This window comes from Clostridium sp. AF27-2AA, from assembly GCF_003478505.1.
Classification (GTDB): domain Bacteria; phylum Bacillota; class Clostridia; order Lachnospirales; family Lachnospiraceae; genus Brotaphodocola.
Window position 1 is genome coordinate 265992 of sequence record NZ_QUFI01000001.1, and the last position, 12666, is coordinate 278657.

Sequence of the window (12666 nt, forward strand, 5' to 3'; positions counted from 1 at the left end):
CGTCGGATATATATATTTATCTCATAGATAATACAGGGAAACTGGTTATAAGGGCTTCTAAAGGTGGTTTTGTCAATGGAACCATTAATTTTGGAATATGCTATTTGTCACAATAATTATGTCGCAATGGCCATCCAATTCACTGCTGGCGTATATACAGCGTCTGATGCATTGGCAATTCTTAAAGTAAAACCAGTTGTAGATATATTAGAACAAAACGCAAGAATACTTCCGTAGTTATAATTTATAGTTGTTGATTCAACCGTAACAAATACTCTAGGTGTCGCTTTGAATGCTTTGGGAAATAAAATGGGCATATCTTTGATTCCTTGGCTGACTTGGGAAAGTGTAATATTTCCTGTTACAATATTACTATATCCTGTACTATTTCAGTAAAAACCTCCCTTCAAACCACAAAGTCTGCCACAAATGCCATTTTAGATATGCTATTATGATATCAGTGAAAATTATGCAAGGCACTCAGATTATCTGGGTGTCTTTTTTCTATGCAAAATTGGGTGGTGTGACTATGGGCAAGAAGAATGATGGCGCTAAGACAAACATATGGAAAACTAATCATATACCGCTTAAGGATCGAAAAACTTCTAGTGGTGTTACATTTTGGCCCAAAAAGGTAAAAGGTGATAAAAATGCTGACTAAAGGCAGAAGAATGCTGTTTACGGATGTAGATGTGATTACGCCGCAAAATATTTTGCCTGTTCTTAATAAGGCATTCTGCGAACACGAATGGAATGTGCTGGAAGAAATTTATCTGTTTGATTATGTGGCGGGCGAACAGCCTATATTAAATCGGAAAAAAGAAATTCGTGAGGACATTAATGAACGGGTGGTTATTAATGTTGCGAGTCGCATTAAGGCATTCAAACTCGGATACGAATTTAGCAATCCGATTACGTATGTGCAAGCTGGTGAAATCCAGGCGCTGAAAGGTAAGTTGGCAAAGATTCTTTCAAAGATCTTTAAAAAAGATGAGTCTATTAAAGATGATTATCGAATTACAGCGTTGAATGAAATGCTAAGAGAGCAAAGCAAATCTTCTAAGGACATGCTTCTGGCAGACAGTTTTAAGACTTGCGGGCTTGGATATCGGCTCATTCTCCCGAATGATAATGAAGAGGAACTTTCGCTTTTCAAAATTACAACACTTAATCCAATGAGAGCATTTGTTGTATATAAAAATGACGCCTTCCGTGAGCCAATGTTGGGTGTGTCTTATGCAATTACTGATAACGGAACATATAAAATCGGCGCATGGAGCAAGAAAAACTATTTTGAAATTACCCGTCCAATAGGAATGAATGCGGCATGCAATGAGGGCTTCACGGTCAAGCCTTGGACTTATGGGGAGATTCCTGTTATTGAGTATGCAAACGAGAGAAATATCCTTGGAAATAGCTTTGGATGTTTTGAATCCGTAATGCCGATTTTGGATGAGCTTAACACTGTCAATTCGGATAGGGCAAATGATATTGCTCAATTTGTTCAGGCGCTTTTATGGTTCCATAACTGTGAACTAGATGATGGGCAAAAACAGCAGCTCGTTGATGGTAATGGCTTGATCATAACAAAAAGCTCTGGTGATGGTCGGGATGCAAAGATTACATATCTCACCCAGACATTGAATCAGTCGGAAATTCAGTCGTATGTGGACTACTTGAAACAGGAAACGCAAGAAATTTCCGGAGTTCCGATGTTTGGTATTTCTACCGGAGGCTCTACCGGAACGGCTACGAGCATGTCCAACGGCTATTCAGAAGCTGATTCGAGAGCACAGACGAGTGAACAGGAGTTCGAACAGTCGGAGCGAAGAGCCATTAAAGTGATGCTGGCAATTGCACGGCATGATAAAGATCGTGATGATGCAGATATTGGAAGCCTTAGGGTGTCTGATGTGGGAATCAAGTTCACCAGAAACAAAACTTACAATCTGACCGACAAAGTGAATGCTTGGGCAACGCTTCTAAAAAACGGAGCGGATCCGCTTAGGGCAACTGAAATTGCATCCTTTACAACCGACACACAGCAGTTTGCAGTTGATTCCATGGAAATGATTAAGGAAATTCAGAAGTCCTATGCAAAAGGAACTGGCACAACATCTGTTGGCAGCGAGGAGCCTGATGCGGGCAAAATTATGCAGGATAATTCGGATCAGAACAAAAACAGTCCATTGTCTGGACAGTTATGAATTAAGGCGCTCAGAAATGGGCGCTTTTTATAATGCGGCAGAGAAGCCGCTATATAAATTTCGCGGGCATAAATAATCTTCGGAGATGAAGTAAAAGCGCAAAAATTAATAGGCAGAGAAGCCTTTAAAACGCAGGAGGTAATTTGTATGGATTGGAAAGCTTTATTAGGAAGTGCCTACGTGGATGGCATGAGTGATGAAGAGGCTAAAGCAAAATTCGATGAGATTTATATGCTGAGGGCCGACCATGAGCGAGAAAACCAGAAAAACAAAGGACTTATTGACCAGTATTCCGCTCAGATTGCAGAGAACAAGAGAAAACAGCGTGAGCAGATGTCGGAAGCTGAAAAAGCCGAAGCTGAACGCAAGGAACAGTGGGATGCGATGGTGAAAAAAAACCAGGATCTTGAGAGAACACTCAAGATTTCCGAACTGGCTGGTGCTTACATGGAACGCGGCTTTGATAAAGATTTCGCTACAGAGACCGCAACGGCCATGTATGACGGCGACAATGCAACTGTTCTCAGCAATGAGAAAATCTTTGCAGATAAGCGGGAAGCTTCTCTTAAAAGTGCTTGGGAAAAGGAGTATCAGGTGAATCCTCCGGCCGGCAATGGCTCTGGAAGAGTGGACCTCTCCAAACAGATTGCAGAAGCGCAAGAGCGTGGCGATATGGTTACTTATGCTTCCTTAGTGCGTCAGCAGAGTGAAGCAAATGCAAAAAGATAGAAAGGTAAGGTAAAAGAGTATGTCAGACATCTATGCAATGAGTGGCAACACCCCGAATTACAGTGGAATGCTGTTTAATAAGGGCAACACTAAAACTCCGTTTTCTACCATGATTGGTGCGAGACGGAAATCTACTAATCACACAGAATTCGTAACCGGTCAGGAATTTGAGACTGCTCAGGGATCTCAGCCGAATATTTCTGAGAGCCAGTCCTTAACTGCTCCGGATTCCAGCATCGTAACTAGGGAACAGAAAACTAACGTAACTCAGATTTTCCAGGAGTCCGTTGGTATTTCCTATGGAAAGATGTCTAATATGGGCACTATGGCAGGCATTAATGTTGCCGGTCAGCAGCCGAATCCGCCGACTGAGGAAGATTTTCAGATTGCGGCCAAGATGGCGAAGATTGCTCAGGATATTGAGTACACCTTCATCAACGGCGTGTATCAGAAATCCACTGGCGACAGCGTAGCTAACAGATCCCGCGGACTTCTGAATGCTATCACATCAAACGTAATTGATGCGGACGGAAAGAGTCTGTCCTTCCTTCTGGTTTGTGAGGCTCTGAAGTTGATTGATGAAAGCAATGGTTCTCTGGACGGCCTGATTCTCGGCCTGGATTCTACCAGTAGAATGCAGCTGAATGCTGATGCTGCAGCAAATGGCTTAACCATCGTGGATAGTGGAAGAATGGTAAATGGCATTGCCATTGATACCGTGCTTACTCCGCTGGGCACCGTCGGCCTGAGAAGCCTTAAGTACCTTCCAGCGGGCACTATTGCTATTTTTGACCCGTTGGTCATGGCTCCTGTAGATCAGCCCGTTCCGGGCAAAGGCAATTTCTTCCTTGAAGAGCTTGCAAAAACTGGTGCAGGAACCAAAAAGCAGATCTTTGGTCAGGTTGGTTTAGATCATGGACCGGAGTGGTATTCTGCGAAAATTACCGGACTGTCCACTAAGATGCCGAAAAACAGTGATCTGGCACGCAAGGTATTTCAGATTACCTCTGCGGATATTTCCGGTGAAGCTGAACTGGGAACTCTGACTGTGGCTTCTGCAGCAAGCTTAACCACTGTTGGCAAGACTAAGATTACCGTAACTCCGGAAAAGACAGGTGGTAATTCTTACAAGTACAAAGTCGGCAGCAGTGCAGCAGGCGTCGTACTGAACCAGAATGTACAGACCTGGAAGTCCTGGAATGGTTCTGATGAAATCGAAGCAACATCTGGTCAGTTCATCACCATCGTTGAGTGCGATGCAAGCTACAAGGCAGTTAAGGCCGGAAGTGCAACCGTGACCGCAAAAACAGAGTAGGAGCGAGGTGAGATGAGTGGAAGCGGAGATCCTGGATGAAGTCATGGAATACCTTGGTGATGAGGTGACGGAAATGGACAAGCCGGTTCTGCTCATTCTCATCAATCGGGCCATTCGAAAGGTTTGTTTGAAGCGGTATCCATTCGGCTATACAGATGAGCAGAAAGAAGCGGCAGTGAAACGGTATCAGGGTATGATATTCGAAGCTGCCGTTTACTACTGGGCGAAACAGGGCGCAGATGGGGAGAGTTCCCATAGTGAGAACTCCATTTCCCGCGCATATGAATCGGAAGACAGTATATTTTTTGACATAACACCTATGGTAAAGGTGCTGTAACCGCTTGGGATTCCAGACGGTTAGAAAAGACGGTGCGTGTCCGGCTAAACCTCCCGGTCGGATGCAGGGTATGAGCAAGACATGGTGGTGGGCAAGCGCATGATCGTTGTAAACGGGAGGAAAGAGGAGGTTATCATGACAAGAAAAGAAAGACTGTTTGCGGATTATGAAGCCGTAAAAGATAAAGCAATTTGTGTTACCCTGATGGTTCGGATGCCGGGCGGCGAAATCGAGGTTATTTCCAACAGCAATGTGGAAGATAAGATGGCCTATATCGATCGGACTTATGATGATGATCTGGTGCATGCGAACAGTGTGAAAATTCACATTGAGGATTATTCATTTGAGCGCACGGATGATCCGATGGATTTCGGCAGCGCAATCATGAACATGAAGGAAGGACACAAGGTTGCCCGTAAAGGATGGAACGAAAAGGGAATGTTCCTTTTCCTGGCAGATAATATTGATTTCGATACCACGGCAGATTTGACCTGCGTGAAGGACTTAAAGGGCGACTTAACCTGTCCGTCTATCGTAATGAAGACCGCAAATGATAAGTTTGTTGTTGGCTGGCTTGCTTCTCAGACAGACATGCTGGCCGAAGACTGGAAGATTGTAGAATGACATTAAAATGAGGAAGGAAAAGGTATAAATTATGGGCGAAAACATGAATTTAGAAGCTGAGAAGATGCACCGTGACTGTGAGCCGCATGATGCGGAACATTGCGATATTAATGATCATCACAACAATGCAAAGAATGGCTTTGATGCGGAAGCTGATGACTGTGGTCATACGGTGCATTCCGGTCCTAGCGTTGGTATTCCGAAGGGCGGTAATCATCCGGTAGACGGTACTGTTACAGCTGGGTTTACTCCGACCAGTGCAAAGGGCAATAAAGACAAAGATCAGAAGCATGGACCGGGCGTAAAGTAAGAGAGAGGACAATCCTCTCTTTTTCTTTTGCCAGAAAGGGGTGCGTATGAGGGGCTTGAAGAGAAATAAGGTCGAGCTGTGGTATCAACTGTATGATGCCAATATTCCCGTTTATGAAACGGATCTTGATGGAAATCCTGTTCTCGATCCAGTGACCGGGAATCCGCTTCTAACAGGTGAGTACATAGCCGGATATAAGAGTCCGGTGTTGTTCAAAGCGAATGTTTCTCCGGCCCGTTCTGAGGCGTCTACAGATCCATTTGGCGTGAATGTAGAGTATGACAAGACCATTTGCTCATGTGATATGGATTTGCCAATTGATGAACTTTCGATGTTATTCGTTGACAAAAAACCACAATATGACGAAGAAGGAAATCTTCTCAATGATCCGGATTACAAGGTGGTCAAGGTGGCGAAGAGCCTTAATTCTCTATTGATTGCAATTAAGAAGAAAACGGAGGATGCAGATGGCTAAATATAGAAAGAAGCCAGTTGAAATTGATGCAATTCAGTGGACTGGTGAAAATCAGCGAGAAATGTTCGACTTTCTTACCAATGGTGAGAAGAAAGATGAATACATGACTTCTTTTGGAGAGACCTTTCGTATAGATCATTTTGCTATAAAGGGTGGCTTGATCATTAAGACTTTAGAAGGCGAGCATGTAGCGAGTATCGGAGACTATATCATCAAAGATGTTGCTGGTGAATTTTACCCATGTAAGCCGGATATCTTCGCAAAGACATACGATCTTGCAGAGGAGTAAACGGTCATGGCTAAAAAAGTAATCCGCGGAGACCTGTCAGCAAAGGGAATCCAAAGCATTATTGACCAGCTCAAGGACTACAAACAAGATCTTCAACGTAAAGCGGAGCTATTCTGTAAGAAGCTTGCGGAATCTGGCATGGAGGTCGCAGAAAGCCATATTGCTGAGTCTCCGCTGGGTAAGACGATATCAGTTCGCATAGATATGGAACCGGCAGATGCTGGATGCAAGGCGATGCTGATTGCAACGGGACAGAAAAAGTCTAATGATTACGGAACTGTTTCCACTTTACTCCTGGTTGAGTTCGGAAGTGGTATTCACTACAACGCCAATGCCAATCCAAAAGCTGGTGAGATGGGCTACGGAGTCGGCACTTTCCCAGGCCAGATTCATGCGTTTGAGGATGGCTGGTATTATTGGGGCGAGGATGAAAAGTGGCACTATACACACGGCACAAAGGCCACCATGCCAATGTACAACGCATCTGTGGCTATCCGTGAAAAAGTAAGAGAATGCGCTAAGGAGGTGTTTGGCTGATGATTGATATCTCATCCAGAGTCTATTCTAATCTGGTGAACGATGAGACCATGAAAAAGCATTTGAAAGGCAGCGGCACCACGAAGAATGATAAGCCTCCGGCATTCCCCTATCTGTACATAAAAACGCTTGGGGAGCCGACCACAAGCGCATCGTTGCAGAATAAACAGTGTGCAATTCAGGCATCATTTGAAATTACGGTATATGATTCCAAATCGAGCAGTACAGCAAAGCAGTTGATTTTCCATACTGCGGAGCTGATGCGGCAGATGGGATTTACAATGAATTATGGCCCGGTGGAAGTTGATCGGGCGAGTACAACAGAAGCGTATCGTTGGATTGCAAGGTTCCGAAGAACTTATTGTGAGGGCGATTCGCTGTAAAAACTTAAGGTAACTGAGACCCCGCCATTTTAGGCGGGGCCATATTTTTTTTCTCATTTTTAAGGAGGGTCAAAATAATGGCAGCAAAAGCTATTGATTTAAGTACTGCTGGTATTAAGGTTGCCTATGCGATTGAGGAAACCGCCGGCACTAAGCCGACTGCATTTACCAACATTCCGAATCCGAAGTCTATTCCGAATACCAACCCTGAGCCGTCTACATATGACTCCACCTCTCTGAATGCGACAGAGTGGAAAACCTACGTTGAGGGCTTAAAGGATATGGGTGGTGCGCTGGCTATCACCTTTGGTATGTCTCAGGTGTTCCTGGATATGTGGGAGAAGCTGTGTGGCGATGTAGAGACCGCATCAGCATCCAATAAGCGCATGTGGATGGAGTTCTATCACCCGAAGCTTACTAAGAGCTTTTTCTTTACCTGCACACCAACTAAGTTAGGCTTCCCGTCTGCTGACGTTGATGCTATCTGGGATGGTGATGCAAACGTAACTCCGACCGGCGAGATTGGTTGGGCTGAGGCTATTGCTCCGACAGACGCAGAGTAAGAATTTTTAAGGGAGGTAAATATTCATGAAGACTTTAAATATCGGTGATAAAGAGTATGTTCTGGAGTTCAGTTTCCAGGCGGCAAAGCACAAACAGCTTATCAATAAGATGTTCAAGATGTTATCCGGCAGTTATCTGGGACGATCCGGTTTAACTGGGGCTGAGGATGAGACTAAGGCAGACCGTGCATCCGCGCTGATTGACGGTGTGGCTGATATGTATGCTGAAATGCCGGATACCGTCATTACTGCGTTTTATGCAGGACTGATGGAAAACAATGCTGTCATGAACGAGGCAGAGGCAGGAAAGCTGCTTAAGCAGTATTTCAAGGATTCACATGATGAATCTGCAACCTTCCCGGGCATGTTTGATTTGATTAAGGAGTGTATGCAGGATGACGGTTTTTTCAAACTGACCGGCCTGGACAAGATGCTGGAGAACCAGGCTGCAACAATGGTAGCGGAGACTCAGCCGGCAGTACCGTCCAAATCCGGGAAGACCCGGGCAAACAGCAAGGCGAAATCGACTTCTGCAAAATAATTGATGAAGAGTATCTTCCTTACGCTTTGTCAATAGGTGTTCCGTATGACCTGTTCTGGCATCTGAATCCAAGGAAGTTGGAGGCTTTTGAAACGGCTTATGCCAGACAGCGTCAGGAACGCATGAATGACATGTGGTACATGGGTCAGCTAGTAGCAGCTGCTATGGATGCTACCGTGTGCAACATGATGCCGTTCACAAAGCGGAGACAGAAAGGAACCTATCCGGAGAAACCTGTGCGGATTCTTCCAGTTACGGAAGCGGAGCGCAAGGCAGCAGAAGAGCGGGAACTGCAGAAGTTTATCGGTTTTGCTGGAGCGCTTGAAACTAAAATAAAACTGAAAAACGCAAAGGACGAGTGATGTTGGACCGATGACCGCAAGGGGCGAGTGATATTAGATCACTCGCCCTTTTTGCGTTCAGGGAAAGGTGGACGTCATGTCTGATGTGATTGATGAGTTAAAAGTCCAAATTGATGCCAGTACAAAGAGTGCCGATGCGAAACTGGATAAGTTTATCGACAAAATGCTGCAGCTGCAGTCTGCGATAACTAGCGTAAAAATGTCCAATGCGACCAACATTTCTAATGGACTTAACCAGATAACTTCATCGGTACAAAACTTCAATAAGAACACGAAAACTGCCGATTTCACACGTATTGCGACTGGGCTTAATAAATTGTCTGCGGTGGATTCAGGAGCTATCTCTGCTGTTTCAAGGTCTATGGCAGATTTCATCTCCAGTATGACCGGAATTGACCGGGTCCATTTTGATTCCCAGAGTTTTGATACTCTGGCCGGATCTGTGGCAAAGCTTGGTCGTGCTTCTATTACTGAGGCTGCGCAGAACCTGGAATTTCTTAAAACGAGTCTGTCAGATTTTGTTACTAGCATGAATACTGTAGGACAGGTCACCTTTAATGCGGATGGCCTGGTGTCTATGGTAAATTCTGTCAGCCGGTTAGGTAGTGCCAATGCAGCGCAGGCTGTAGCTTTATTGCCGCAAATATCTGCGCACCTCAGAGATTTTGTCCTTACCATGAACTCTGTAGGAAGCGTGACCTTTGACTTTACCGGCCTTGGCAATTTGATTTCTGGAATTACCAGGCTGGGCGGCACAAAGGCTACCCAGGCAGCGGCGAATCTTAAGCCAATTAAGGAGCAGTTGCTTAAGTTCGTATCTGGCCTTAACGGCATAGGCAAACTGAACTTTGATACCACCAGTCTCGCAAACCTGGTATCGTCCATTACCAAACTGGGTGGCAAGGCTGCCGGAAATGCAATTCCAAATATCCAAAATCTAGGCGTAGCACTGAATCAGCTTATGACTACTTTGTCTAAGGCTCCAGTTGTCAGCCAGAATCTGATCCAGATGACTACGGCGCTTGCCAATCTGGCCGGAGCCGGCAGCAGGGTAGGCAGCGCCACTTCTGCGATGAATCAGGGATTTAACCTGTTCTCTGGAAGTTCCAAAAAGGTAAAGACTTCCAGCAAGGGCATTGCATCCGCTATCGGTAGAGTTTATGCGACTTACTGGATGCTGTTCCGTGCTATGGGAATGTTCCGCAAGGCTATGGACATTTCTTCTGACCTGACCGAGGTTCAGAACGTTGTTGATAAGACATTTGGAGACATGGTGGAAAAGGTTGAGGACTTCTCAAAGATTTCTTTGAGCCAATACGGCATGTCTGCCTTAACTGCAAAGGACATTGCCAGTCGCTACCAGGCTATGGGTGTTGCTATGGGATTCTCTCAGAAAAAGATGTCCGACATGTCCATTGAGTTGACGAAGCTGGCAGCAGATATGGCATCTTTCTATAACGTAGAGCAGAAGGATGTTGCTAAGAGCTTGGAAGCTGTATTTACAGGTCAAACCATGCCGATGCGTAAGTATGGCATTGATCTTACTCAGGCAACCTTAAAGGAATGGGCGCTGAATAATGGACTGAATGCCAACATCAAGAGTATGAGTGCCGCTGAAAAGACATGGCTGCGCTACCAGTATGTCATGGATCGTAGCAAGCAAGTTATGGGTGATTTCAGTGATACAAGTCATTCCTGGCATAACCAATTAGTTCTTCTTGCAGGCGGTTTCCAGAGCTTAGGTTCTATCGTTGGTGGTTCTCTGATTAACGCATTCAAGCCGTTCGTCCGTGCTCTTAACTCTGTCATGCTCAAAGTGATTCAGTTCGCCGAAGTTGTTTCCAACGCTTTAGGGGCAATCTTTGGGTGGACCTATGAGGGCGGCGGTGGCATTTCTGATGATTTTTCCGATGCTGCAGATAGTGCCGATGATCTGGCCGGAAGCACCGGAGACGCTGCGAAGAACACTAAGAAAATGGCAGACAATCTCCAGGGCTTCGATAAACTGAATGTCATTTCCAGTTCCAACGGTAAAGGCTCCGGCGGCTCCGGCGGTGGCGGCGCTGGTGCCGGAGGTACAGCAGGATCCGGCGGGCAGTGGGTGGAAACCGACAGCATCTGGAAAAAGTACACTAGTGATATTGACACCCTGTATAAGCTGGGCGAATACATAAGCAATACGCTCACGAAAGCTTTGCAGGATATTAATTGGGACAACATCTATAGAGGTGCTGAAAACTTCGGTTCTGGCCTTGCGAGCTTTTTGAATGGACTGATTAAGCCGGAACTTTTTAAAGCTGTTGGTGAAAGTGTTGCGGGTGTATTAAATACTGCTCTTCATTTTCTCGATTCATTTGGAGAAACTTTCGAATGGACAGAGTTTGGAAATTCTATCGCTGCTGGAATAAATGGATTTTTCGATAAGTTTGATTTTGCACTTTTAGCCGATACATTAAATACATGGGTGGATGGCTTAGAGGCTGCCCTTATAGCAGCAGTAAAAAATATATCCTGGCAAAAGATTTTCGATTCTGCAGGTGTGCTTCTTGATAAGCTAGAGTTGGATACGATTGCTGTTATGATTGGCGGTTTTTTCTTGACCAGAAAAAGTGAAGCTAGGAAAAAAATAATAGGGACTCTTTCCGATGCGCTGATAGGATTGCCGATATCTTTGTTTAATTTGAAATTTATACTTGCAGCTTGTGCCGGATTTGATATTGGAAATGCACCTATAACAGTAATCGGAAATGCGATTATTGATGCCGTTGATAATTTTATCTTAGAACATTTCGGTGAGAGTGTTGGAAATGCAATCGGAGAGAGCTTATTGTTACTTGTAAGTGCAGGAGTTGGAGCTGCATGGGGTGGCCCAATAGGCGCAGCTATCGGAGCGGCTATCGGAGTTGCACTAGATACATTCATTGTTAAAGGTGAGTGGGTGACAAAATTCTGGAAGAAATTAGGGGAAACTCTGTTCAACTGGGATCAGGCTTCTGTGATGTGGGATTACACAAAACAGGTGTTTGAAAATGCCTTTAATGCAGATAATTTCATTGAGTTTGGTGCCAATATTGTACTTGGTATAATAAGTGGTATATCTACAGGAATAACTTGGCTTTTAGAACCTATTGCAGATTTGTTCAATTTTGTAGTCGAAGGAATTTGCAATATATTTGGTATTCACTCACCAGCAAAAAATATGGAACCATATGGCCAAAATATTTTGCGTGGAATTATAGAAGGCTTTAAATCTTCTTTTGGCGAGTGGACGGAATCTCTGAGCGAGTGGTACAACAGCTATATTGTACCATGGTTTACACAACAAAGATGGGTGGAACTGTATTCAACAATGAAAACTTCTATGAAATCCGTATGGGACGAAACTGTGGGACAGTGGTCCCAGGATATTAATAGCTGGTGGACATCTAATGTTACTCCGTGGTTTACGGCTGAAAAATGGAAAACGGCCATGTCTGGTGTAAAAACTGGATTCGAAGATGCATTTAATGCAGCGTTTGATGCAGTGAAGCAGATATGGAATCGTTTTGCTACATGGTTGAATAGCAAACTTGATTTTGATATTGAGCCCATAAATATTGCAGGTGTCGAGGTGTTTGGGGGAGCTAAAATCAATCTGGGACATATACCGACATTCTCAACCGGAGGATTCCCAGAGGACGGCTTATTTATGGCAAACCATAATGAACTTGTTGGTAGGTTCTCAAATGGTCAGACTGCTGTAGCGAATAATGAACAGATCACGCAAGGAATTGCTATTGGCGTGCAAAGTGCAAACACCGAGCTTCTTCGAGAATTGAAGCGTAACAACGATTTGCTTGAACAGCTTTTGGCGAAGCCGGTTATTGATAAGGGTGATGTTGTAGATGCCTGGAAAGCTGGAGCAAAGACTTTTAGGAAAAAGACCGGAAAGCAGTTAGGCATTTCGTATTAAGTTGCAAATTCTCCCATGTGTGGTAGAATGAAAATATCATAC

16 protein-coding genes are annotated in these 12666 nt (G+C 44.6%); all 16 read left to right on the forward strand.

Features of this window, described 5'->3' with window-relative positions; genetic code table 11:
* The first annotated feature begins 75 nt into the window (after nucleotides 1-75).
* The 16 genes from DWY84_RS17635 to DWY84_RS01540 all read left to right on the forward strand — a co-directional run bounded on the left by DWY84_RS17635 (nucleotide 76) and on the right by DWY84_RS01540 (nucleotide 12624).
* Entirely contained in the window at nucleotides 76-237 is a 162-nt protein-coding gene (locus DWY84_RS17635) for a hypothetical protein (protein WP_243024702.1), read from the forward strand.
* Between the two features lie 292 nt (nucleotides 238-529).
* Entirely contained in the window at nucleotides 530-661 is a 132-nt protein-coding gene (locus DWY84_RS17940) for a hypothetical protein (protein WP_279220292.1), read from the forward strand.
* Nucleotides 651-2207 carry a phage portal protein gene (locus DWY84_RS01475; protein ID WP_118530184.1) on the forward strand — a complete coding sequence of 519 codons (1557 nt, stop codon included), beginning with the start codon at nucleotides 651-653 and terminating at the stop codon, nucleotides 2205-2207. Before DWY84_RS17940 ends, DWY84_RS01475 begins: the two co-directional genes overlap by 11 nt.
* Before the next feature lie 147 nt (nucleotides 2208-2354).
* The gene (locus DWY84_RS01480) at nucleotides 2355-2936 is read left to right on the forward strand and encodes a hypothetical protein (protein WP_118530186.1); all 582 of its coding nucleotides are present in this window, start codon (nucleotides 2355-2357) and stop codon (nucleotides 2934-2936) included.
* A gap of 19 nt (nucleotides 2937-2955) precedes the next feature.
* Nucleotides 2956-4251 carry a DUF5309 family protein gene (locus DWY84_RS01485; protein ID WP_243024703.1) on the forward strand — a complete coding sequence of 432 codons (1296 nt, stop codon included), beginning with the start codon at nucleotides 2956-2958 and terminating at the stop codon, nucleotides 4249-4251.
* A 16-nt stretch (nucleotides 4252-4267) separates the two neighbouring features.
* Entirely contained in the window at nucleotides 4268-4588 is a 321-nt protein-coding gene (locus tag DWY84_RS01490) for a hypothetical protein (RefSeq protein ID WP_118530188.1), read from the forward strand.
* Nucleotides 4589-4723: 135 nt separating this feature from the next.
* Nucleotides 4724-5212, forward strand: a complete 489-nt coding sequence (locus tag DWY84_RS17555) for a DUF2829 domain-containing protein (protein WP_207665116.1) — start codon at nucleotides 4724-4726, stop codon at nucleotides 5210-5212.
* Between the two features lie 31 nt (nucleotides 5213-5243).
* Nucleotides 5244-5522: a hypothetical protein gene (locus tag DWY84_RS01500; protein WP_118530190.1), complete on the forward strand. Its 279-nt coding sequence runs from the start codon at nucleotides 5244-5246 to the stop codon at nucleotides 5520-5522.
* Between the two features lie 46 nt (nucleotides 5523-5568).
* Nucleotides 5569-5997 carry a hypothetical protein gene (locus DWY84_RS01505; protein ID WP_118530192.1) on the forward strand — a complete coding sequence of 143 codons (429 nt, stop codon included), beginning with the start codon at nucleotides 5569-5571 and terminating at the stop codon, nucleotides 5995-5997.
* Nucleotides 5990-6286 carry a hypothetical protein gene (locus tag DWY84_RS01510; protein ID WP_118530194.1) on the forward strand — a complete coding sequence of 99 codons (297 nt, stop codon included), beginning with the start codon at nucleotides 5990-5992 and terminating at the stop codon, nucleotides 6284-6286. Before DWY84_RS01505 ends, DWY84_RS01510 begins: the two co-directional genes overlap by 8 nt.
* A 6-nt stretch (nucleotides 6287-6292) precedes the next feature.
* Nucleotides 6293-6823: a hypothetical protein gene (locus DWY84_RS01515; protein WP_118530196.1), complete on the forward strand. Its 531-nt coding sequence runs from the start codon at nucleotides 6293-6295 to the stop codon at nucleotides 6821-6823.
* Nucleotides 6823-7206 (forward strand): hypothetical protein, encoded by a 384-nt coding sequence (locus tag DWY84_RS01520; RefSeq protein WP_118530197.1) that lies wholly within the window; start codon nucleotides 6823-6825, stop codon nucleotides 7204-7206. Before DWY84_RS01515 ends, DWY84_RS01520 begins: the two co-directional genes overlap by 1 nt.
* Nucleotides 7207-7283: 77 nt before the next feature.
* Entirely contained in the window at nucleotides 7284-7769 is a 486-nt protein-coding gene (locus DWY84_RS01525; RefSeq protein ID WP_118530199.1) for a hypothetical protein, read from the forward strand.
* A gap of 25 nt (nucleotides 7770-7794) precedes the next feature.
* Nucleotides 7795-8310, forward strand: coding sequence for a hypothetical protein (locus tag DWY84_RS01530; RefSeq protein ID WP_118530201.1), 516 nt, complete (start codon nucleotides 7795-7797; stop codon nucleotides 8308-8310).
* A gap of 26 nt (nucleotides 8311-8336) precedes the next feature.
* Complete coding sequence (locus tag DWY84_RS01535; RefSeq protein ID WP_243024704.1) at nucleotides 8337-8672, forward strand: hypothetical protein; 336 nt, start codon at nucleotides 8337-8339, stop codon at nucleotides 8670-8672.
* Nucleotides 8673-8748: 76 nt separating this feature from the next.
* Nucleotides 8749-12624, forward strand: coding sequence for a hypothetical protein (locus DWY84_RS01540; protein WP_118530203.1), 3876 nt, complete (start codon nucleotides 8749-8751; stop codon nucleotides 12622-12624).
* The last annotated feature ends 42 nt before the right edge of the window (nucleotides 12625-12666 follow it).

Excerpts from the sequence above, each read along its gene's own strand:
- DWY84_RS17635 (WP_243024702.1), top strand. The coding sequence starts at position 76 with ATGGAACCATTAATTTTGGAATATGCTATTTGTCACAATAATTATGTC.
- DWY84_RS17940 (WP_279220292.1), top strand. The coding sequence starts at position 530 with ATGGGCAAGAAGAATGATGGCGCTAAGACAAACATATGGAAAACTAAT.
- DWY84_RS01475 (WP_118530184.1), top strand. The coding sequence starts at position 651 with ATGCTGACTAAAGGCAGAAGAATGCTGTTTACGGATGTAGATGTGATT.
- DWY84_RS01480 (WP_118530186.1), top strand. The coding sequence starts at position 2,355 with ATGGATTGGAAAGCTTTATTAGGAAGTGCCTACGTGGATGGCATGAGT.
- DWY84_RS01485 (WP_243024703.1), top strand. The coding sequence starts at position 2,956 with ATGTCAGACATCTATGCAATGAGTGGCAACACCCCGAATTACAGTGGA.
- DWY84_RS17555 (WP_207665116.1), top strand. The coding sequence starts at position 4,724 with ATGACAAGAAAAGAAAGACTGTTTGCGGATTATGAAGCCGTAAAAGAT.
- DWY84_RS01500 (WP_118530190.1), top strand. The coding sequence starts at position 5,244 with ATGGGCGAAAACATGAATTTAGAAGCTGAGAAGATGCACCGTGACTGT.
- DWY84_RS01505 (WP_118530192.1), top strand. The coding sequence starts at position 5,569 with ATGAGGGGCTTGAAGAGAAATAAGGTCGAGCTGTGGTATCAACTGTAT.
- DWY84_RS01510 (WP_118530194.1), top strand. The coding sequence starts at position 5,990 with ATGGCTAAATATAGAAAGAAGCCAGTTGAAATTGATGCAATTCAGTGG.
- DWY84_RS01515 (WP_118530196.1), top strand. The coding sequence starts at position 6,293 with ATGGCTAAAAAAGTAATCCGCGGAGACCTGTCAGCAAAGGGAATCCAA.
- DWY84_RS01520 (WP_118530197.1), top strand. The coding sequence starts at position 6,823 with ATGATTGATATCTCATCCAGAGTCTATTCTAATCTGGTGAACGATGAG.
- DWY84_RS01525 (WP_118530199.1), top strand. The coding sequence starts at position 7,284 with ATGGCAGCAAAAGCTATTGATTTAAGTACTGCTGGTATTAAGGTTGCC.
- DWY84_RS01530 (WP_118530201.1), top strand. The coding sequence starts at position 7,795 with ATGAAGACTTTAAATATCGGTGATAAAGAGTATGTTCTGGAGTTCAGT.
- DWY84_RS01540 (WP_118530203.1), top strand. The coding sequence starts at position 8,749 with ATGTCTGATGTGATTGATGAGTTAAAAGTCCAAATTGATGCCAGTACA.